General features: G+C 65.8%; 21 protein-coding genes. 13 read left to right on the top strand and 8 right to left on the bottom strand.

The window, feature by feature from the left end; all coding sequences use genetic code 11:
- Positions 1 to 54 precede the first annotated feature (54 nt).
- The 4 genes from DEF76_RS11880 to DEF76_RS11865 all read right to left on the bottom strand — a co-directional run bounded on the left by DEF76_RS11880 (position 55) and on the right by DEF76_RS11865 (position 3,200).
- Positions 55 to 552, bottom strand: a complete 498-nt coding sequence (locus tag DEF76_RS11880) for a DUF192 domain-containing protein (RefSeq protein ID WP_114912517.1) — start codon at positions 550 to 552, stop codon at positions 55 to 57.
- A gap of 80 nt (positions 553 to 632) precedes the next feature.
- Positions 633 to 1,760 (bottom strand): acetoin utilization protein AcuC, encoded by a 1,128-nt coding sequence (locus tag DEF76_RS11875; protein ID WP_114912516.1) that lies wholly within the window; start codon positions 1,758 to 1,760, stop codon positions 633 to 635.
- A gap of 12 nt (positions 1,761 to 1,772) precedes the next feature.
- On the bottom strand, positions 1,773 to 2,696 hold the full coding sequence (prpB, locus tag DEF76_RS11870; RefSeq protein ID WP_114912515.1) for a methylisocitrate lyase: 924 nt from the start codon (positions 2,694 to 2,696) through the stop codon (positions 1,773 to 1,775).
- Positions 2,697 to 2,873: 177 nt separating this feature from the next.
- Positions 2,874 to 3,200: an NIPSNAP family protein gene (locus tag DEF76_RS11865; RefSeq protein WP_114912514.1), complete on the bottom strand. Its 327-nt coding sequence runs from the start codon at positions 3,198 to 3,200 to the stop codon at positions 2,874 to 2,876.
- A 176-nt stretch (positions 3,201 to 3,376) separates the two neighbouring features.
- On the opposite strand from DEF76_RS11865, the gene DEF76_RS11860 reads away from it, so the two are divergent.
- Positions 3,377 to 4,462 (top strand): branched-chain amino acid aminotransferase, encoded by a 1,086-nt coding sequence (locus DEF76_RS11860; protein WP_114913851.1) that lies wholly within the window; start codon positions 3,377 to 3,379, stop codon positions 4,460 to 4,462.
- A gap of 11 nt (positions 4,463 to 4,473) precedes the next feature.
- Positions 4,474 to 5,889: an amidase gene (locus DEF76_RS11855; RefSeq protein WP_114913850.1), complete on the top strand. Its 1,416-nt coding sequence runs from the start codon at positions 4,474 to 4,476 to the stop codon at positions 5,887 to 5,889.
- Positions 5,890 to 5,906: 17 nt separating this feature from the next.
- On the opposite strand, the gene DEF76_RS11850 is transcribed toward DEF76_RS11855, so the two are convergent.
- Positions 5,907 to 6,581, bottom strand: a complete 675-nt coding sequence (locus tag DEF76_RS11850; RefSeq protein ID WP_205215992.1) for a cytochrome b/b6 domain-containing protein — start codon at positions 6,579 to 6,581, stop codon at positions 5,907 to 5,909.
- A gap of 67 nt (positions 6,582 to 6,648) precedes the next feature.
- Here DEF76_RS11850 and DEF76_RS11845 point away from each other — a divergent pair, with 67 nt between their 5' ends.
- From DEF76_RS11845 to DEF76_RS11830, 4 genes are all read left to right on the top strand, one after another.
- Entirely contained in the window at positions 6,649 to 7,503 is an 855-nt protein-coding gene (locus tag DEF76_RS11845) for an ATP-grasp domain-containing protein (RefSeq protein WP_114912512.1), read from the top strand.
- Positions 7,500 to 8,315 (top strand): triphosphoribosyl-dephospho-CoA synthase, encoded by an 816-nt coding sequence (locus DEF76_RS11840; RefSeq protein ID WP_114912511.1) that lies wholly within the window; start codon positions 7,500 to 7,502, stop codon positions 8,313 to 8,315. Before DEF76_RS11845 ends, DEF76_RS11840 begins: the two co-directional genes overlap by 4 nt.
- Positions 8,316 to 8,402: 87 nt before the next feature.
- A complete protein-coding gene (gene fae / locus DEF76_RS11835) occupies positions 8,403 to 8,909 on the top strand; it encodes a formaldehyde-activating enzyme (protein WP_114912510.1) in 507 nt (168 codons plus the stop codon).
- A 94-nt stretch (positions 8,910 to 9,003) separates the two neighbouring features.
- Positions 9,004 to 9,855: an IclR family transcriptional regulator gene (locus DEF76_RS11830; RefSeq protein WP_114912509.1), complete on the top strand. Its 852-nt coding sequence runs from the start codon at positions 9,004 to 9,006 to the stop codon at positions 9,853 to 9,855.
- Here the strand turns inward: DEF76_RS11830 and DEF76_RS11825 are convergent.
- Positions 9,788 to 11,524, bottom strand: a complete 1,737-nt coding sequence (locus DEF76_RS11825) for an FAD-dependent oxidoreductase (RefSeq protein ID WP_114912508.1) — start codon at positions 11,522 to 11,524, stop codon at positions 9,788 to 9,790. The genes DEF76_RS11830 and DEF76_RS11825 overlap by 68 nt on opposite strands.
- Positions 11,525 to 11,649: 125 nt before the next feature.
- Between DEF76_RS11825 and DEF76_RS11820 the strand changes: the two genes are divergently transcribed.
- From DEF76_RS11820 to fahA, 6 genes are read left to right on the top strand one after another with little or no spacing between them, the layout of a single operon-like run.
- Complete coding sequence (locus DEF76_RS11820) at positions 11,650 to 12,912, top strand: ABC transporter substrate-binding protein (protein ID WP_114912507.1); 1,263 nt, start codon at positions 11,650 to 11,652, stop codon at positions 12,910 to 12,912.
- A 26-nt stretch (positions 12,913 to 12,938) separates the two neighbouring features.
- Positions 12,939 to 13,901 carry an MBL fold metallo-hydrolase gene (locus DEF76_RS11815; protein ID WP_114912506.1) on the top strand — a complete coding sequence of 321 codons (963 nt, stop codon included), beginning with the start codon at positions 12,939 to 12,941 and terminating at the stop codon, positions 13,899 to 13,901.
- A gap of 10 nt (positions 13,902 to 13,911) precedes the next feature.
- Positions 13,912 to 15,546 (top strand): FAD-dependent oxidoreductase, encoded by a 1,635-nt coding sequence (locus tag DEF76_RS11810; protein ID WP_114912505.1) that lies wholly within the window; start codon positions 13,912 to 13,914, stop codon positions 15,544 to 15,546.
- Positions 15,543 to 15,773 (top strand): DUF2783 domain-containing protein, encoded by a 231-nt coding sequence (locus DEF76_RS11805; RefSeq protein WP_114912504.1) that lies wholly within the window; start codon positions 15,543 to 15,545, stop codon positions 15,771 to 15,773. The genes DEF76_RS11810 and DEF76_RS11805 overlap by 4 nt, the downstream gene beginning before the upstream one ends.
- Positions 15,774 to 15,786: 13 nt before the next feature.
- Positions 15,787 to 17,100 carry a homogentisate 1,2-dioxygenase gene (gene hmgA / locus DEF76_RS11800; protein ID WP_114912503.1) on the top strand — a complete coding sequence of 438 codons (1,314 nt, stop codon included), beginning with the start codon at positions 15,787 to 15,789 and terminating at the stop codon, positions 17,098 to 17,100.
- Positions 17,097 to 18,404, top strand: coding sequence for a fumarylacetoacetase (gene fahA / locus DEF76_RS11795; protein WP_114912502.1), 1,308 nt, complete (start codon positions 17,097 to 17,099; stop codon positions 18,402 to 18,404). Before hmgA ends, fahA begins: the two co-directional genes overlap by 4 nt.
- On the opposite strand, the gene DEF76_RS11790 is transcribed toward fahA, so the two are convergent.
- Both DEF76_RS11790 and DEF76_RS11785 read right to left on the bottom strand, forming a co-directional pair.
- Positions 18,390 to 19,151 carry a GDSL-type esterase/lipase family protein gene (locus tag DEF76_RS11790; RefSeq protein WP_240318992.1) on the bottom strand — a complete coding sequence of 254 codons (762 nt, stop codon included), beginning with the start codon at positions 19,149 to 19,151 and terminating at the stop codon, positions 18,390 to 18,392. The genes fahA and DEF76_RS11790 overlap by 15 nt on opposite strands.
- On the bottom strand, positions 19,148 to 19,984 hold the full coding sequence (locus DEF76_RS11785; protein ID WP_114912501.1) for an undecaprenyl-diphosphate phosphatase: 837 nt from the start codon (positions 19,982 to 19,984) through the stop codon (positions 19,148 to 19,150). Before DEF76_RS11785 ends, DEF76_RS11790 begins: the two co-directional genes overlap by 4 nt.
- A 125-nt stretch (positions 19,985 to 20,109) precedes the next feature.
- On the opposite strand from DEF76_RS11785, the gene DEF76_RS11780 reads away from it, so the two are divergent.
- Positions 20,110 to 21,033: a LysR substrate-binding domain-containing protein gene (locus DEF76_RS11780; RefSeq protein ID WP_114912500.1), complete on the top strand. Its 924-nt coding sequence runs from the start codon at positions 20,110 to 20,112 to the stop codon at positions 21,031 to 21,033.

The raw sequence follows: 21,033 nt of genomic DNA, 5'->3' as shown, positions 1-21,033 counted from the left end.
TCGCAAAATCTGTTCGGGCATGATCATGAAATTGCCCGCCAACGCAAGGGGGGATCAGGGTTTCGCTGGAAAGATCCCCCCGACCACCCGATCCCCGACCCGGATATCGTCTTTCTCGGTGACGCCGGCGGCGAGTTCGAGGGTGGCGCGCACCGGGCCGTGACTCGCGATCACCGCGAGGCTGCGCGGGACGGTATTCTCGGCGATCGTGCGGATCGAGCCATCCTCGTTGATGAACACCATGTCGAGCGGCACCAGCGTGTTCTTCATCCACATCTGGCTCTCACGCGGGATACCCCAGTCAAACAGCATTCCCTCATCGTCGGCGACATGGGTGCGAAACATCAGGCCGATGGTTTGCTGGTCGGCGGTTTTGGCCATTTCGACGTGGAATTCATGCCGCTTGCCGTCATGGGTGATGATGGTGAGCGTCTCGCGCGGCAATTCCGGCTGGGCGTGGGTGATGTTTGGCTCCTCGGCCGCGATGGCAAGCGGGATCAGGCCGAGCGCGACGACGAGCAGCGCGAGAGGGCGGCGCGCGGGATGGGGCATAGTCGGTCTCCTCGAAAACGGCCGGGCGTCTGCAGGCGGCCGCGCCGATGGGGGAAGGGTTGCGACGGAAAGGGAGCGGGTCATGCGTAACATGCCGGTCTGTCGGGTTCCAGGGTGCGCGCGGCGAGGGTGCGGATTTCCGGCCGGATCGGCCCCTCGCGCGGCGCATCGCGCAGGGTCGTGAACCAGTGCGCCGGCGGGTTGCGCCCGGCGGCGCGATGATAGGTGAGGCCGCGCAACACCGCTTCCGCGGCCGTTGGCAGGCGTTCGGGGAGCGCGAAACGGTTGAGCGTCGCCCAGACGCCGGCCCAGAGCCGCCCGACGCTATAAGGATTATAGCCGCCGCCGCCGAGCACGATGAGGCGCGGGGCGAGGTCGCGGAGCTGATCGATCAGCCACCAATGGGCGTTATTGGAAAGGGAAAGTCGCGCCAGCGGATCTTCCTCCAGCCCATCCGCGCCGCATTGCAGCATGATCGCCCGCGGCCCGAGATCGCGGATCAGCGGCAGGATCGCTTTCTCGCACAAAAACCGGAACTCGCTGTCGTTAAAGCCCGCCGGCACCGGCAGGTTGCGCGCAGCCCCACCGGCGCGCTCTGCCGCCGCGCCGGTGAATGGCCAGCGCCCGGCCTCGTGGACGCTGATCGTGAACACGGTTTCGTCGTTGAAAAACGCTTCCTCGACGCCGTCGCCGTGATGGGCATCGATATCGAGATAAACGATCGGCGCAATCCCGGCGTCGCGCCAGGCGAGCAGGCCGAGCACCGGGTCGTTGATGTAGCAAAACCCGGCCGCGCGCGCCGGCCGCGCATGGTGGTTGCCGCCGCCCGGGCAATGGACGATGCCGCCATCGCGGGTCAAGCGGGCGGCGAGCAGAACCCCGCCGGCCGAGGTCGCGGGACGGCGGAAGACCTCGCGATAGACCGGATTGCCATCGGCGCCGATGCGAAACCGGGCGCGATCCGCTTCGCTGACCGCCTGCCACATCTCCGCGCGCTTGAGGGCGGCGAGATAGTCGGGATCATGAAACCGCGCGAGTTCTTCGAGCGAGGCCAACGGCGCTTCCCGGTAGACGGCATCGGGGAGCCAGCCGAGCGCGCGGCAGAGATCAGTGCAGGTGGAGACGCGGGCGATCGCTAGCGGATGGCCCGGCCCATAGGTCGAGCCGCGATAGATCTCGCTTCCGATATAAAGCGGCGTCGCGCCCAAGGTTACCCGCGCTCAGGCCCGTTGCGGCATGCCCTCGGGCACGATCGTCGTCACGATCGAATGATCGAGCGCTTCATAGTCCTGATAGCCGATGGTCGCGTAAAGCTCGGCCCGGGTTTGCATCCGCTCGATCATGCCCTGGGTGCCGCCTTGGTGGCGGATAGCTTGATAAAGCTCGGCCTGCGCCTTGGCCGCGACGCGCAGCGAACTCACCGGCCAGATCACCATGCGATAGCCCATGTCGGCGAATTCGCGGGCGGTGAAGAAGGGCGTGCGACCGAATTCGGTCATGTTGGCAAGGAGCGGCGCGCCCTTCATGCGGGCGGCGAATTCGCGGAACATCTCAGCGCTGGTCAGCGCTTCGGGGAAAATCGCGTCCGCCCCGGCGCGAAGATAAAGCTCGGCGCGGGCGACGGCGCCGTCCATCCCCTCGCTTGCCGCCGCATCGGTGCGGGCGATCAGGAAGAGATGGCGGCGCGCCTTGGCCGCCGCGGCGATTTTCGCGGCCATATCCTCGGGCGCCGCGAGCTTCTTGTCATTGAGATGGCCGCATTTCTTGGGCAGAAGCTGGTCTTCGATATGAACCGCGCCGGCCCCCGCCTCCTCGAAAGCGCGGACCATGTGCATGACGTTGAGCGCCTCGCCATAGCCGGTATCGCCGTCCACCAGCACCGGCAGGCCACTGGCGCGGGCGATTTGGCGGATGAAGAACACCACCTCATCGACCGTGATGATGCCGAGATCGGGAAGGCCCATCGAGGCGGTCATCGCGGCACCCGAGAGATAGAGCGCCTCGAACCCAACGGCTTTGGCTTGCTGCGCGGCAAGGCCGTTATGCGCTCCCGGCATTTGCAGGATGCCGCCACGCTCGAGCAGAGCCCGGAAACGCTGGCCGGCCGGCAGTTGCGGCAGATCGCTCGCCACCAAATACGGCATGTCACCCTTCTCCCTTGCCTGTCGCGGGCGACGTCTATCAGGAAGGACGCGCCCCGGAAAGGCGGCGCCCGCGCTAGAGCGCGATCGGTTTAAGTCGATCACGCTCTACCCCTATTTTGGCGAGCAAGTTGGCCGGTTTTGATTGAACAGGATGGCTCAATCAAAACCTACCTTGCTCTAGCGCACCGCCGAAAAGCTGGTCGGCTGCAGGAAGCTATTGGTGATCGAGGCGACGATCTGGCCGTCGCGTTCGGTTTCGGCGCGTTTGGCGATCCATTCCGGATCGCTCATGAACCCGTTCCAGATCCGTTCGCGCTCGGCCATCGACTCCCAGGCGAGCAGATAGACCAGATCCTGGTTCGATTCGCCGACCAATACCGTCCAGAACCCGGCTTGCCGGATGCCGTGGCGCTTCCAGATGTCGAGGGTGATGGTCTCGAAGCGCTTGAGCAGCGCCGGCAGCCGACCAGGCAGGCAATGATAGACCCGCATCTCATAGATCATCGTTCGTTTCCTCTCTGCGCGCGGTCGGGAGCGCCGCGACGATGCCATCATGCGGGAATTGCATGGCGGGGGGCAAGACAGCGGCGGCGAAGCCGGGCAATATGTCACTCCGTCCCCAATCTCTCGCCGCACGCATCCGGGCAGGCGACCCGGCGGGCAAGAAGGAGTGCTGCGCCATGACCGCGTTTCCGATCACCCACGCCACCACGCTGAAGGCGCCGCCGCCCGATGCCAGCCTGAAATTCGGCACCGTCTTTACCGATCACATGTTCATGATGGAGTATGCGGCAGGGCGCGGCTGGAGCAATCCGCGTATCGAGCCCTATCATGCGCTCAGCCTCGATCCCGCGACCTGCGTGTTGCACTATGCCCAGGCGGTGTTTGACGGGCTGAAAGCGTTTCGCGGCACCGATGGCGTCATCCGCATCTTCCGCCCCGACCGCCATGCCGCACGGCTCAATCAATCCTGCGAGCGGCTTTGCATCCCCGCCCTCGATCCGGCGCTGGTCGAGCAGTCTTTCCACGCTCTGGTCGGGCTCGAGCAGCGCTGGGTGCCGAAACTGCCCGGCACCGCGCTCTATATCCGCCCGACGGTGATCGCGACCGAGCCTTTCCTCGGTGTCCGTCCCGCCGAAAGCTATCTTTACTACGTCATCCTGAGCCCGGTCGGCGCCTATTACCCGGAGGGCATGAATCCGGTGAAAATTCTCGCCAGTGAGCGCCATGTCCGCGCCCTGCCCGGCGGCCTGGGTGCTGCCAAGACGGCGGCGAATTACGCCGCGAGCCTTTTCCCAGCCGAGGAAGCCCATCGTCTCGGCTACACCCAGGTGCTCTATCTCGATGGCGCCGAACATCGCTTCCTCGAGGAGGTCGGCACCATGAACATCATGATGAAGATCGACGGGACAGTGGTCACGCCGCCGCTCGCCGGCTCCATCCTCGCCGGCGTCACCCGCGATTCGGTGCTGACGCTCCTCAAGGATTGGGGGATCAGGGTGGAGGAGCGGCCGATCGCGATCGATGAGGTCATCGCCGCGATCGCGTCCGGCCGGCTGGAAGAAATGTGGGGCACCGGGACGGCGGCGGTGATCTCGCCGGTCGGCGAACTCGGCTACAAGGAAACGCGGCACGTCATCCGAAATGGCGGGATCGGCGCCCTGACCCAGCGGCTTTACGATGCGATCGTCGGGATTCAATACGGTTCTGCCGCCGATCCGCATGGCTGGGCGCGGGCCGTGGCGCCGGCCACCGTCCTCGCATGAAGGCCGATGACATGACCGACGAAGATCTCTGCTTTGCACCGGCGACCGAACTCGCCCGCCGCTATCGTGACCGCACGCTCTCGCCGCGCACGGTGATGGCGGCGGTATTGGCCCGGATTGCCGCCCATGACCGCGCCGTCAACGCCTTCGTCACCGTGCTTGCTGACCAGGCAATGGCAGAGGCCGAGGCCGCCGAGCGCCGCTTCGCGGCCGGCAGCCCGCGCGGCCCGCTCGATGGTATTCCGGTGACGGTCAAGGATCTGACCCTGACCCGCGGTATTCCAACGCAATATGGCTCGCCGACACGGCGCGGCTTCATCCCCGATCTCGACGCGCCGATCGTGACCAGGCTGCGCGACGCCGGCGCCATCATCATCGGCAAGACCACCACCCCGGAATTCGGCTGGATCGGCACCGGGCGCAGCCCGCTCACCGGCTTGACGCACACCCCTTGGCGCATCGGGCTGACCGCCGGCGGTTCTTCCGCCGGCGCCGGCGCCGCGGCCGCTGCCGGGTTCGGTGCGCTCCATCAGGGGAGCGACGCTGCCGGCTCGGTCCGCTTGCCGGCGCATTTCTGTGGCGTGTTCGGCTTGAAGCCGAGCTTCGGGCGGATCCCCATCCACCCGGTCTCGAACACGGATTACACTTCCCATCTCGGCCCGCTTGCGCGCAGCGTTGCCGACGCCGCCCTGATGCTGAAAGTGATGGCAGGGCCCCATGATTGGGATCACACCAGCCTCGAAGCGCCGCCGGCTGATTACCCCGCTTTGCTCGATCACCCGCCGGCCCGCCCGCGCCTTGCCTACAGCGCCGATTTCGGCCATGCCCGCGTCGATCCCGAGGTCGCGGCGCTCGCCCGGGCCGGCGCCGAACGGCTCGCCGCCGCCCTCGGCGTGCCGCTGCACGACGTGACGCCGCCTTGGGGCAAGGCCGGGCCGGAGCTGATCCGCTTCTTCTGGCCGGCCCATTGGGCGGTGCATGCGCCGAAACTCGCCCAATGGCGCGCGGCGATGGACCCTGGCTTCGTTGCCTGCATCGAAGACGGGATGCGGATCAGTGTCGCCGACTATCAGCTCATGCGCGAGCGCAAATACGCCTATATCCGTGATATCAACATCTTTTTCGAGGATTGGGATTTCCTGCTCTCGCCCGCCGCCTCGGTCGCGGCGTTTCCTTCGGAGCGCCTGGTGCCGGAGGGATGGCCGGAACATCCGTGGGACTGGCTCGGCTGGGCGGAATTTTCCTACCCGTTCGACCTTTCGGGTAACCCGGCCGCCTCGGTGCCGACGGGGTTCACCGCCGATGGTCTTCCGGTCGGGCTGCAGATCGCGGGGCGACGCTTCGACGATCTTGGCGTTTTGCAGATCTCCCGCGCCTTCGAACGCACCGCCCCCTGGGCGGACCGGCGACCATCGCTCGGCGCCTGAACCATCGGCGAGGGGTTTTAGAGCCCCCAAGCCAGGATCAACGAGGCCGCGACGCTGAGAGCCAGAAGCCAAAGCGCGCGTTGCCGCGGGGCAAAGCGCGGGCGGGGGATCGCCGGTGGCAGGGTTTTGACCCCGGTCAGCATCGGGCGCACCAGGTTCTGGCCTTTGGCGAGGGCGTAAACCGCGATCGCCAGAACATGCACGGCGACGGCGGCGGCCAGCGCCCACCATAGCCAGAAATGGAGATCGTCGATGGCATTGGCGATCGGCGCGGGGACGAGTTCGGTGAGCGCGCTTTCATTGGCGATGTCGTTATTGACGTAAATCCCGCTCAGCGTCTCGCCGAGCAGAAGCGCGAGCAGGGCGACGACCATCCAGCCGCCGGCCGGATTATGGCCGGCGGCGTGATCTGGTTCACGTCTGAAGATCGTCGCGAGATGACGGAAGACGGCGCCTGGTGGGGCCAGGAAAGCGCGAAAGCGGGCATTTTCGCTGCCCCAGACCGCCCATGACAGGCGGAAGATGACCAGAGCGAGCAAGGTCTCACCGAGCCGGACGTGCCAGACCATCCAATTGCGCTGCCACGTCACGTAGCAGCCAGCGACGAGGAGCGCGCTCACCCAATGGCTGAGCCGGACCGGCAGATCCCAGACCGCGACGGGCTCGTCTTCTGAACGCCGTATGCGTATCACTTGCTCTCCTATGCCGATGGAGGAACGCGATGGGTATGATCACTGTGCCACGTTACCCAAACCGGCGATGAAACGCATCGCCATCGCCATCGACCGCGTGGATTGGCATGCGCGGCGGCTCTCGGCGGCGTTTCTCGCCCTCGACATGGCGCCTTTCTTCGTCTCGCTACGCGATGTTGCCTTTACGCCGGCGGGGCTCCGCTTTCCGGAGCTGGACGGGCTGCCTGACGCTGTTTTCGTGCGCGCGATCGCCGCCGGCAGTTTCGAGGAGGTGACACGCCGGCTGGGTGTTCTGCATGCGCTGGCGGCGCGCGGCGTTGCGGTCTGGAATTCCGCCCGTGCGATCGAGCGGTGCGTCGATAAATCGATGACGGCGTTTTTGCTCGCGGCCGCCGGCATTCCCACCCCTGAGACCTGGACGGTGGAGGGGTGGAATGCCGCCGCCGCGGTGGTCGCGCAGGCGGCGACGGAGCTGGTGTTAAAACCGCTGTTTGGCGCCCAAGGCCGCGGGCTCCGGCGCCTTCGCAACCCCGAGGATCTGCCGCCGCCGGATGCCGTCGCCGGGGTCTATCACCTGCAGCGCTTCGTGCCGCCAGCCGATGATACCGGGTTTTGCGACTACCGATTGCTGATCTGCCGCGGCGAATTGATCGCAGCGATGATCCGCCGGAGTGCTGAATGGGTGACCAATCTCCATCGCGGCGCCCGCCCCGTCCCGTTCGTGCCGACGCCCGAAATGGTGGCCCTGGCGGCCCGCGCAACGGCCGCGGTCGGGGCGGATTATGCCGGGGTCGATCTGATCGCCGCGGCAGACGGGCGGATTTTGGTGCTCGAGGTCAATTCCATGCCCGGCTGGCGTGGGTTGCAGTCGGTTGCCGAGGGATCGATTGCGACGGCGCTGGCGCGGCGCCTCGTCGCATGACGCGGGAGGCGATCGCGGCGGCGTTTCGGGCCGCGTGCGCCGCCGAACTCGCGGCGCCCAAGCCTGGGAATGTCCACTGCTTCCGCGCCGGGCATGGCATGATGGTCGCTGATTTCACGCGTTCCGCCGAGGCTGCCGCGCCGGCGCTGACGCAACCCGGGGCGCCGCTTGGCGCGCGGATTTATGATGCCGTTGCGGCGACTCGCGATGCGGTCGGACAAAACACCAATCTCGGCATCGTGCTGCTTGCCGCGCCGCTCGCGATGGCGGCGGAGCAGGGGGGGGATTTGCGCGCGGGCGTCGGGCGGGTTTTGGCGGCAGCCGATCTCGCGGACGCGGCTTTGGTCTTTCGTGCGATCGCGCTTGCCGCTCCCGGCGGGCTCGGCACCGCGCCGCGCCATGACGTGCGCGCGCCGGCGCGGGTTTTGCTTTCCGAAGCGATGGCGGACGCAGCACCCCGTGATCTCATCGCCCGGCAATGGGTCACCGATTTTGCGGATGTGTTTACGCTCGGCCTGCCCGCGCTGGCGGCGGCGCGGGGGCGGGAATGGCCGGCGCTCGCAGCCTATCTCGCTTTTCTCGCAGCCTTCCCCGATAGCCACGTCCGGCGCAAGCATGGCGAGACGGTGGCCGAATCGCTGCGGCGCGAAGCGGCGCGGTGGCCGGCGCGGCTGGCGGCGGCGCCTGACCCGCGCGCGCTATTGCCGGCGCTGCTCGCCTGGGATGCCGCCCTCAAGGCCGCCGCGATCAATCCCGGCACCTCGGCCGACCTCACCGTCGCCAGCCTGTTCGCTGAACGGCTTCTTCGATGATCCCATTGAATTGCGCTGTTGAACTGCGGCTCTTGGGCTGACATGATCCGGCCTTCGGTTATTCATCCTAAAGGGAGGAGGAACATCATGGCATCCATCACCAAGGTCATGGTCGGCGAATCGCTGGTCGGCGACGGCAATGAGGTTGCGCATATCGATTTGCTGATCGGCCCGCGCGGCAGCGCGGCGGAGACGGCGTTCTGCAACGCGTTGGTCAACAACAAGGACGGGTTCACCTCGCTGCTCGCGGTGGTCGCGCCCAATCTTCTGTGCAAGCCGGCGACGGTGATGTTCAACAAGGTGACGATCAAGGGCGCGAAACAGGCGGTGCAGATGTTCGGCCCGGCGCAGCACGCGGTGGCCAAGGCGGTGGCGGACAGTGTCGCGGAAGGGGTGATCCCGGAGAGCGAAGCGGATGATCTTTTCATCTGCGTCGGCGTCTTCATCCACTGGCTGGCGGCGGATGACAAGAAGATCCAGGATTTCAACTATCGCGCGACCAAGGAGGCGATCGCCCGCGCCGTCCGCGGCGAGCCCAAGGCCGCGCAGGTGGTGCAGCAGCGCAACAGCGTCTCCCACCCCTTCGCCGCCTGAACGAGCGCCGTCGCTCTCACCGCGCGCCGGGATTGCCGCGGCGCGCGGTGTCGTGCGGGGTGACCCTGATCCGACAGACTGCTAACGTGCGGCGATGACGGTTCGTGGCCGGGGTGTACAGTCGGTCGAGATTGCCGGGCGGATCCTGGAGGCGCTGATGGGCGCCGGACGGGCGGCGATGCTGCGCGACCTCGCCGCCGAAGCCGCGATTACCCCGGCGCAGGCGCATGCCTATCTCGTTAGCCTACGCAAGCTCGGCCTCGTCGAGCAGGATGGTGCCTCCGGGCGTTATCGCCTCGGCCCCTTCGCGCTCCGCCTCGGCCTCGCGCGTCTCAGGGGGCTCGACCCGCTCCGCATGGCCGCTGAAACCATCGGTCAACTTTCCGACCAGCTCGATCTGATGGTGGCGATCACCGTGTGGGGCGATCACGGCCCGACGGTCGTGCAGGTGCATGAGGCGGCAACGCAAGTGCACGCCAATGTCCGCGCCGGGACGGTGTTTTCCCTCACCGGCACCGCGACCGGCTGGGTCTTCGCCGCCTTTGCCGCGCCGGCCCTGGTCGAGGACATGATTGCGGCCGAGCTTGCCAATCCGGCGCATAGCCAGCGCGTCGCCGCCGGCATGCGGCTCGAGGACGTGCGCGAAATGGTCGCGCGGGTGCGCGAGACCGGCTATGCCAGCACCGCCGGGGCGCCGGTTCCCGGGGTGAGTGCGATCAGCGCCCCGGTTTTCGACCATGGCGGGCAGATCCAGTTCGTGGTGACCGCGATCGGCCCCTCGGGCCTCGTCGATCTCAGCCCGGACAGCACGCAGATCGCGGCTATTCTCGCCTATGCGAACGCGCTCTCGCGCGGGCTCGGCGCCGAGCGGGGGCCGGTCAGGACATCGCCGCCGTTGGCGTCGGCGCCATGGCCCGCCGTTTCGCCATGTGACGCGCGGCGATGAAGCCGAACGTCATCGCCGGGCCCAGGGTGATGCCGCCGCCGGGATAATTCCCTCCCATGATGCTCGCGAGATCGTTGCCGGCGGCATAGAGCCCGGGGATCGGCGCGCCGCTGTCATCGAGCACGCGCGCCTCGGCGTCACTTCTGATCCCGGCGAAGGTGCCGAGATCGCCGGGTACCAGCTTGATCGCGTAAAACGGCGGCGTTGCGAGCGGGCCGACGCAGGGATTCGGCTGGTGCTTGGGATCACCGAGATAGCGGTTATAGGCGGTGCTGCCGCGGCCAAATGCGGGGTCTTCGCCGCGTTTGGCGGCCTCGTTGTAGCGGGCGATGGTCGCCGCCAGGGCGGCGGCATCGATCCCGGCTTTGGCCGCGAGCGCCTCGAGACTCTCCCCGCGCAACAGATAGCCTGAACGGAGCGCCGGGCCGAGCGGCACCGGGAAGGGCTTGACGAAGCCGAGCCCATAATGGCGCAGCGTCGGGTGGTCGGTGATGAGGAAGGCGGCGCATTCCTCCCCTGCCGGGATCGTCCGCTGCATCGCCTGGACGAAATCGTGATAAGAATTGGCCTCGTTACAAAAGCGTAGGCCGGCGCGGGTGACGGCGATCACCCCGGGCTTGGCGCGGTCGATGAAATGCGGAAAGACGCCGAAACTGCCATCTCGCCGCGGCACCCGCGAGACCGGAACCCAAGCGGCGGCGTTGGGCAAATCGAGGGTAAGGGCAGCGCCGGCCGCGGCCGCGAGGCGCAGCCCGTCGCCGGTGTTTTCCTCGGGCGCCGGCGAAAAATGCTCGCGCCCAGTCGGGGCGTGCGGGAACAAGGCCTGGCGGCGGGCGCGATCCTGGGGAAAGCCGCCGCAGGCGAGCACCACGCCGGCGCGCGCCATGACGCGAACCGGCGTGCCGGCGCGTGTCACGATCGCGCCACGCACCGCGCCGTCCTCGCGGATCAGTTCGGTGACCGGCGCCGCAAGCCAAAGCGGGATCCCGAGATCGAAAGCCGATTTGGCGAGCCGAGCGGCGAGCGCGTTGCCGTTGGTCAAGCGCATGGCGCGGCCGTGAAACAGCCGGTCGCGGCCATAGCGAAGCAGGAGGCGGGCGACATAAGCGGCCGAGACCGGCGAGCGCGTGACGTTGAAAAAATGCAGCAATTCGGCGCCAGAGCCGATCATCATGCCAAGAAAGGTGATTTCGCGGAGCGGCGGGCGGAGGTTGCGCGCCGCCGGCCCGAGCGCGCGGGCATCGAAGGGAGCGGCGCAAATCGAGCGCCCGCCCGCAAGCCCGCCCGGCGCATCGGGGTGATAGTCGGAAAATTGCGGGCCGAGCACAAATTGCACCGCGGTTTCGCGCTGAAAAAACGCCACCATCTCGGGGCCTGCGGCGAGAAATGCATCGACCCGCGCGGCGTCGAAGAAATTGCCCGCCTCATGCGCGAGATAGCGCCGGGCCGCGGCCGCATCGTCGGCAATGCCGGCCTCGCGCGCCAGGGGATTGCCCGGAATCCAGAGCCAGCCGCCCGAACGTGCGGTGGTGCCGCCATAGACCGCGGCCTTTTCGGCGACGATCACCTCGAGCCCGAGCTTGCGCGCCGTGATGGCGGCGGCAAGCCCGCCGGCGCCAGAGCCCGCCACCAAAACGTCACATTCTACCATCGCCAACGCCGCCGCCATTGCGTGCCTCCCCGCATCTTAATTCATCTATTGCGAAGGTATTCGGTATTGGCTAGCTTGGCAACAACAAGGCCGCGCCGGATAGCGGCCTGACGCTGCGCGCGAGGGAGGAGAGATCAGAACGCATGGACCATAAAATCACGAGCATCCCACCACGCCGCCCGGCCAGCCGCGGGTTGAGCCGGCGCGCGCTGACGCAGGCTGGCCTTGGCTTGCTTGCGCTCCCCGCCATTCGCCTGGCCCGCGCTGCCGCGCCGCTCCGTCTCGGCGTACTTGTCGATATGTCGAGCTGGGGGCGGGATACCGGGGGTCCGGCCTCGGTGGTCGCGGCCCAGATGGCGGCCGAGGAGATGGGCGGCAGCGTCGGCGGCCGGCCGATTGAAATCCTCGGCGGTGATCACCGTATGAACCCCGATCTCGGCGTCCAGATCGCGCGCGGCTGGATCGACAATCAGGACGTGCAGGCGATCGTCGATGTCCCGAACTCGGCGCTCGGCCTGGCGATTTCGGGATTTTGCAAGGAAAAGAACCGGCTTGCGCTGCTCTCCGGGCCGGGGGCGAGCGCGATCACCAATCAGGCCTGCAACGCCAATACTGTGCAGTTCACCTATGACACCTATGCGCTCGCCCATGTCACAGGCGCGGCGCTGGTGGCGGAGGGGGCCAAGAGCTGGTATTTCATCACCGCCGATTACGCCTTTGGCCATCAATTACAGGCCGACGCGACGGCATTCATCGAAAAGGCCGGCGGCAAGGTGCTCGGCCATGCGCTGCACCCGACCGGCGCCAGCGATTTTTCCTCGGTGCTGCTTGCCGCGCAGGCATCGAAAGCCGATGTCGTCGCGTTCGCCAATGCCGGGCAGGATACCGATAACGGCGTGAAGCAGGCGGCGGAATTCGGTATTGGTCAGCGCTTGAACGGCCAGCGCATCGCCGCTCTCTTGATGTTCATCGCCGATGTCCACGCGATCGGTCTTCCGGTCGCGCAAGGGATCATGCTGACGACGGCGTCATATTGGAATCTCAACGCCGAGACGCGGGCCTGGTCGGAGCGGTTTTTCGCCCGCACCAAGGTCATGCCGACCATGGAGCAGACGGGAACCTATGGCGTCGTTTTGCATTATCTCAAAGCGGTGGCGAAAGTCGGCACCGATCCGCAAGCGGTGATGGCGGAAATGCGGGCGATGCCGATCAATGACGTGTTCGTGAAAAACGGCTATCTTCGCCCCGATGGCAGGGTGATCCGTGACATGTATCTCGTGCGCGTCAAATCGCCGGCGGAATCGAAGGAGCCGTGGGATTATTATGAGATCGTGCGGACCGTGAAAGGTGAGGATGCGTTTCGCCCGCTCGCCGACAGCCTATGCCCGCTGGTCAAGAAAGCCTGAGTATCTTCTCACAGGAAAGCAGAGACATGAGCAATTTCGCCAGCACCCAGGATTTGGCTGAAAAGAAAATCTCTTTCGAGGAACTCGCCCCCGGGCTTTATGGCTATACCGCCGAGGGCGATCCCAATTCCGGCGTCGTCATCGGCGACTCTTCGGTCCTGGTGGTCGATGCCCAGGCGACACCGCAAATGGCCGCCGATGTGATTGCGCGCATCCGCGCTGTTACGGAGAAACCCATCAACCATGTCGTGCTGTCGCATTATCATGCGGTGCGCGTTCTCGGCGCCAGCGCCTATCGGGGTGCCGAGATCATCGCCTCCGACGTCACCAACCGCCTCATCGAGGAGCGGGGTGCGGCCGACATGGCGAGCGAGATCGGGCGTTTCCCGCGGCTCTTTCGTGGCCGCGACACGATCCCGGGTCTCACCCATCCGAGCCTCGTTTTTCATGACCGGATGACTTTGAAACTCGGCAAACGTGTGGTCGAAATCATCCATATCGGTCGCTCGCACACCGCTGGCGACACGATTGTATGGCTGCCGGAGGAAAAAGTTCTCTTTGCTGGCGATACCGTCGAATTCGGTGCAACCCCCTATTGTGGCGACGCGCATTTCACCGACTGGCCGGCGACGCTCGCGAAACTCCGCGCGTTTGGCGCCGAGCGTTTGGTGCCGGGGCGTGGGCGGGCGCTGATCGGGCGCGAGGAGGTCGAGGAGGGGATCACCGGGACGGCGCAATTCACCGGCGATCTCTTTGCGTTGGTCAAGGCGGATGTCGCGAAAAAACGACCGCTCGCAGACATCTATGCCCATGCGCTCGCCGAGATGCGGCCGAAATACGGGCATTGGGTGATTTTCGACCATTGCATGCCCTTCAATGTCTCGCGTGCCTATGACGAGGCCTGCGGCATCGACTGGCCGCGTATCTGGACGGCGGAACGCGATATCGAGATGTGGCGCGCCCTCGAAAGCGCGGGCAAATCCGCCTGAGGAGGCCACGATGAAATACCATCCCCCGCGTTATCCGGCGGCGCCGGTCGCGAAATCCGGGGCGCATCACAAGGTGGTGGTCGCGGGCGGCGGGTTGGTTGGGCTCACGCTGGCGCTCGATCTCGCGCAGCGCGGGATTGGCGTCGTCCTGCTCGATGACGAGGATACCGTTTCGGTCGGCTCGCGGGCGATCTGTTTTGCCAAACGTACGCTGGAGATTTATGACCGTCTCGGTCTCGGCGAACGCATCTTTGAAAAAGGCGTGACCTGGAACACCGGAAAAATTTTTTTCCAAAAGCGCGAGATTTATGGCTTCGACTTGCTGCCCGACAGCGGCCATCATTATCCTGCCTTCATCAATCTCCAGCAATATTACGTCGAGGAATGGCTGGTCGAGGCATGTCAGGCTGCCGGCGTTGATCTTCGCTGGAAGCATCGGGTTGTTTCCGTCGCCAATCATCCCGATCATGTCGCGCTGCGGATTGAGACCCCGGCCGGCGCCTATGATCTCACCTGCGCGTGGCTTCTGGCATGCGATGGCGCGCGCTCGACGGTGCGCGAGGCGATGGCTTTGCCGTTTGTCGGACGCGCTTTTCCTGATCGCTTTCTGATCGCCGATGTCGAGATGAAGGCGCCGTTTCCAAGCGAACGCTGGTTTTGGTTCGATCCGCCATTTCATCGCGGCCAGTCGGTGCTTCTCCATCGCCAAGCCGACGACATCTGGCGGATCGATTTCCAACTCGGCCCCGATGCCGATCCTGAAGAAGAACGCAAACCCGAGCGCGTCATCCCACGCGTGCGCGCGATGCTTGGCGATACGCCGTTCGCTTTGGATTGGGTGAGCGTCTATACGTTCCGCTGCCGGCGGCTCGAAAAATTCGTCCATGGCAGGGTCATTTTCGCCGGCGATGCCGCGCATCAGGTGAGCCCGTTTGGCGCCCGCGGCGGCAATGGCGGCGTGCAGGACGCCGATAATCTCGCCTGGAAACTTGCCGCTATTCTCGACGGCAGCGGCGATGAACGCCTGCTCGCGAGCTATGATAGCGAGCGCATCGCGGCGGCGGATGAGAATATTTTGCACTCGACACGCAGCACCGATTTCATTTCGCCAAAATCAGACGCCATTCGCGCCTATCGCGACGCGACCCTGCTGCTCGGTGCGCATTTCGAATTCGCGCGACGTCTGGTGAATTCCGGTCGGCTGTCGCAACCCGCGATTTTGCGGGAAAGCCCGCTCAACGATCCCCGGGCGGCGGGATGGCAGGGCGCGCCGGCGCTAGGGAGCCCGGCGATCGACGCGCCGATACGTCATCGCGGCCGGAAGACATGGCTTCTGCGGCATCTCGGCGGCCAGCATTTCACGCTCATGGCGTTTGCGCCTGTCGCCGGCGAAATGCGTGCGGCACTGCGCGCCGTGGGGATCGAGACGGTGGTGATCGCCGATCGCGAGAGCGGCGACGGCGAAGACGATGTCTTGATCGATAGTGAAGGTCTGGTCAGACGGCGCTATGGCTTTAAGGAAGGCGGCGGGATTTTGTTTCGCCCTGACCAGCATGTCGCGAGCGTGATGACGCGCCCCGACTATGCGGCGGCGGTGCGCGTGTATTGTCTTGCGGGCGGCGCTCTGGCGGAGATCGCGGCATGACGCTCGATACCAGTGCCCATCTCGATGACCCCGATGCGATCTTCGTTGCGATCGCCGCCGCGCATGCCGGGCTGAGCGCGGAACAATCGCGCCGGCTGGATGCCGCGTTGGTGCTGTTGCTGGCAAACCAAGTCGACGCAAGTGCTACCGTTCTCGCGGCGATCGCGGCGGCGCGGCGCGTCGTCCTCGGCGACGAAATCACAGAGGGCCAATCCGAAACGAAATGAGAGGAAGACCGAGATGAACGCGATCGATCAGCGAGCCGGCGCCGATGGGCTTGCCTATCTCAGCGGTTTCGGCAATGAATTTGCGAGTGAGGCGATCGCTGGCGCGCTGCCGCGCGGGCAGAATTCGCCCCAGCATGTGCCGCTCGGCCTCTATGCCGAGCAATTTTCGGCGACAGCCTTCACCGTGCCGCGCCGTGAAGCGCGCCGCACTTGGCTCTATCGCATCATGCCATCGGCGCGACACCAGCGCTTCCAGCCGATCGAGCAGCCGCTGTTGGCCGGCCCCCTCGCGCCGCCCAATCCCAACCGCATGCGCTGGGATCCGATCCCGATCCCTGAGAACCCAACGGATTTTCTCGAAGGTCTGATCACGATCGGCGCAAATAGCGAGGCGACAGCACCGGCCGGCGTCAGCATTCATGTCTATGTCGCCAATCGCTCGATGCAGCGCGCGTTTTTCGATGCCGATGGCGAATTGCTTTTGGTGCCGCAAACCGGGCGTCTGCGCCTGGTGACGGAGTGCGGGCGGCTCGATGTCGCGCCTGGGGAAATCGCGATCGTGCCGCGCGGGATGAAATTTCGCGTCGATCTCCATGATGCGCAGGCGCGCGGCTATGTCTGCGAAAATCATGGCGCTGCCTTGCGTTTGCCCGATCTCGGGCCGATCGGGAGCAACGGCCTCGCCAATCCCCGCGATTTTCTCGCACCCCAAGCCTGGTTCGAGGAGCGCGCCGCGCCGACGGAATTGGTGCAGAAATTTCAAGGAACGCTATGGTCGACAATGCTCGATCGCTCGCCCTTCGATGTCGTTGCCTGGCATGGCAATGCGGTGCCGTGCAAATACGATCTCGCTTTGTTCAATACCATCGGCACGGTGAGCTTCGATCATCCCGACCCCTCGATCTTCACCGTGCTCACCTCGCCGACCGCGGTCGCGGGGGTTGCCAATGTCGATTTCGTGATTTTTCCACCGCGCTGGATGGTCGCCGAGCACACATTCCGCCCACCCTGGTTTCATCGCAACGTGATGAACGAATGCATGGGTCTCGTGCGCGGCGAATATGATGCGAAAGCGGGCGGATTTTTGCCAGGTGGAATGTCGCTCCATAGCTGCATGAGCGCGCATGGGCCGGATGCGGCGAGCACCGAGCGCGCCATTGCCGCTGATCTCGCGCCGCAGAAAATCGACAACACGCTCGCCTTCATGTTCGAAACCAGCCTCGTCATCCGCCCGAGTGCCTACGCGCTCGCCGCCCCGCAATGGCAAAAAGACTATGATCAGTGCTGGGATGGGCTCAAACCGACATTCAGCGGGCAAAGCCGATGATCGATGCAACGCACGACCAAGGGCTGCGGAGTTGGGTTGCAAGCGCCAATGGCCATAGCGAATTTCCGATCCAGAATCTGCCATTCGGGGTTTTTTCACCGCCCGGCGGTAAGCCCCGGATCGGCGTTGCGATCGGTGATAAGATTTTTGACCTCAGCGCCGCGGCAGAAGCCGGTGCGATCGGCCCCGCGATCGCGCCTGCCTGCCGTGAGCCAGTGCTGAATGCGCTTCTTGGCGAAAGCGCCGCGGCGCGCACAGAGCTTCGCCAGACGCTTTCGGAACTTCTCGCGGAGCGCGCAAAGCCGCGCCCGGAATGGTTGCACGCGATGGCCTCTTCTGTGCTCCATCTGCCGGCGCGGATCGGTGATTACACCGATTTTTTCGCCGGCATCCACCATGCAACCAATACCGGCCGGCAATTCCGCCCCGATAATCCGCTGCTGGCGAATTACAAATATGTGCCGGTCGCCTATCATGGGCGGGCCTCGTCGGTGGTTGTCTCCGGACACGAGGTGCGGCGGCCGAACGGGCAAAGAAAGCCCGCGGCCGAGATGGTGCCGAGTTTCGGTGCGAGCCGCAATCTCGATTACGAACTCGAACTTGGCATCTGGGTTGGGCCCGGCAATGCGCTTGGCGAGCCCATCACTATTGCCGAAGCGGCTGATCATATCGCCGGCTTTTCTCTCTTGAACGATTGGTCGGCGCGCGACATTCAGGGCTGGGAATATCAGCCACTCGGCCCGTTTCTCGCCAAGAATTTCGCAACCACCATCTCGCCCTGGATCGTCACCACCGAAGCGCTGGCGCCGTTTCGCATCCCGCAGGCGCCGCGCCCGGCCGGCGATCCGGCGCCGCTCGCTTATCTTTCCGACCCTCGTGATCAGGCAAACGGCGCCTTCGCGATCGTTCTCGAGGTTTTGCTGCAAACCCCGGCGATGCGTGCTGCGGGGCAAGCGCCGCAGCCGCTGGCGCATTCGAACACGCGCTATCTCTACTGGACGGTCGCGCAAATGCTCGCCCATCACACCAGCAACGGCTGCAATCTTTCGCCGGGTGATCTCTTTGGCTCTGGCACCATCTCTGGGCCGAGCCCGGAGAGCTATGGCAGCCTGCTCGAGATCACCGAGGGCGGGCGAAAGCCGTTGACCTTGCCTTCGGGCGAGACACGGCGCTTTCTTGAAGATGGCGACGAGGTGATTTTCCGCGCCCATGCCACGCGCGAGGGGTTTGCTCGCATCGGCTTTGGCGAGTGTCGCGGCGTGATCCTGCCGGCACCCGCCCGCGGCGGATCATTGCGCGAGTAAACGGGCGAGTGTCGGCTCCATCGCCGCCGCCATCCTCCTCTGGCCCTCGGCGTTGGGGTGCAAGGGCGGTTCCGGCGGGGTGAGCAGGGGGTCAAGAAAAAGGCTGCGGTCGAGGGCGCCATTTTTCATGAAGACGCCGCTGAGATCGAGAAACGTCACCATCGATGCGGCGCGATAACGCTCGGCGAGGGCGTGGTTGACGACGATCGTCGTCGCGCTCGCCCACGCTGAGCGGTCGCTTGGCAGAATGCCGAGGAGCAGGATACGGGTTTTCGGCAAGCGCTCGCGAAGGGCCGCGACATCGGCGGCGATGCCGGCGATCGTGTCTTCCGCCGACCAATGCAGCCGGCCGAGATTGTTGGCGCCGATCAGAACCACGGCCACCCTCGGCGCGATGCCGCTCGCTTCACCATGGGTGATCCGCCAGAGCAGGCTCGCGGTGGTATCGCCCTTGAAACCGAGATTGATGGCGTGGCGCGCGCCGTAATAATGCTGCCAGATCGCGGCGAAATCGCGCCATGGCTCGGGGCCGGCGCGCTCGTAATCCTCGGTGATGGAATCGCCGTAAAAGACCAGATCGATCGGGGCTTTGCGCAGTTCCGCGGCTTTCTTTTCGAATCGCGCACGCCACCAGGGAAGATCGAGGCGGGCGATCGGGGTCGCGGCGAGGACGATCCGGCGTTGCTCGGGCGCTGCGGCGGCAAGCCAAACGAGGGCGAGCGCGGCGAGGATGATCCGGCGGCTCAAGAGATCAGCGCCAGCGCCGCCAGTGCCGCCGCGCCGAGTGCGATGCAGTAATAAGCGAAGGGATTGAGCGCCCACGCGTCATGGCGGCGGAAATAGCGCATCAGGAAGGCGGTCGAGGCAAATGCGGTGATCCCAGCCGCGATCGCTGCGATGGTCGCGATCGCCAAGACGCCCGGCGGCATGCCCTGATGATGCAGTTTTGGCACTTCGAGCACGGTCGCGCCGAGAATGATCGGGGTTGCGATGAGGAAGGAGAAATGCGCCGCGCCCTCATGGTCGATCCCGCGCAAGAGGGCGCCGACGATGGTCGCGCCGGAGCGCGAAATGCCGGGGATCAGCGCCGTGCATTGCCAGAGCCCGATGGCGAGCGCATCGCCCGGCGACAGCGTCGAGAGCGCACGATGGCCGCCTTCGCGCAGGCGCTCGCCAAATAGCAGCAGTCCGCCATTGACGATCAAAAACGCCGCCGCGACCATGGGTGAGGCGAAGAGATCGCGAAAAAAATGCTCGAACACGAAGCCGATCACCACCGCCGGCAGCGTCGCAATGACGATCAGGACGAAGACGCGCCGGGCCTCGCGCACCTGATGCGCGTCATCGAAGCCGATCACCCCGCGCGCCAGCGCCCACCAATCGCGCCAGAAATAGAGCAGCAACGCGGTCGCGGTGCCGAGATGGAGCATCACCAGGAAGGGCAGGAACGAAGGGGCATGCTCGTCGAGCTTCATGCCGAGAACCGCTGGCAGCACGACCGCATGGCCGAGGCTGCTTACGGGAAATAATTCCGTCGCCCCCTGGAGGATGGCGACGGCAATCGCGTGCAGCAGATCCATGCGGTTCTCGGCTCCTGGCGGCAGGGGACTTCGCGCTTGGTGGCGGAAACCAGGGCGGTTGACAAGTGGTGAGGCGCACCGCCCGATGCCGCTTTGCCGTTCACTCCGTCGCCGCGCGAGGACCCATGACGCTTGAGCAATTGCGGATTTTCGTCGCCGTCGCCGAGCGCGAGCACGTGACGCGGGCGAGTGCTGCGCTCAACCTCACCCAGTCGGCGGTGAGTGCCGCGATCCAGACGCTGGAGGGGCGATTCCAGGTGAAATTGTTCCACCGCGTCGGGCGCAATATCACGCTCAGCGAGGCGGGGCGGGTTTTTCTCGACGAAGCGCGCGCGGTGCTCGCCCGCGCCGCCGCCGCCGAGCGGGCGCTGGTCGATCTCAGCGGTCTCAAGCGCGGGCGGCTGGTGATCGCGGCAAGCCAAACGATCGCCGTGCATTGGCTGCCGCGCCATCTCGCGCGGTTTCGCGCCGCCTGGCCGGAGATCGCTCTCAGCATCACCATCGGCAACACCGCGCAGGTCGCGCATGCGGTGAGGGAGGGGGAGGCGGAACTCGGCTTCGTCGAGGGCCAGGGCGAGGCGCCGATGCTGGCGGCGCGGCCAGTGGCGGAGGATCGGCTGGTGCTGATCGCGCCGCCCGGCCACCCCTGGGCGCTGTCCGGCGCCGAACCGAGTGCCGCGGCGCTGGCGGCGGAGAACTGGGTGATGCGTGAGCCGGGCTCGGGCACGCGCGCGGTGCTGGAGGCGGCGTTGCGGGCGCGCGGGATGGCGCCGGAGGCGCTGCGGGTGGTATTGGAATTGCCGGCCAACGAAGCGGTGCGGGTCGCGGTCGCGGCGGGCGCGGGGGTGAGCGCGCTTTCGGAATATGTCATCACCGAAGCGTTGGCCGCCGGGCGGGTGCTGCGGGTTCCGCTGGCGTTGCCGGCACGGCATTTTCGTGTGCTTTGGCACCGCGAACGTCACCGCGGCCATGCCGCGACGGCGTTGCTCGATCTGATTGCTGCTGAAACGCCGGCTGCGCACGGCGGGCGCGTCGGCGATGGCGACTGA

This window comes from Acidibrevibacterium fodinaquatile (genome assembly GCF_003352165.1).
GTDB classification, from domain to species: domain Bacteria; phylum Pseudomonadota; class Alphaproteobacteria; order Acetobacterales; family Acetobacteraceae; genus Acidibrevibacterium; species Acidibrevibacterium fodinaquatile.
This window is presented reverse-complemented; position numbering and strand designations above follow the sequence as displayed.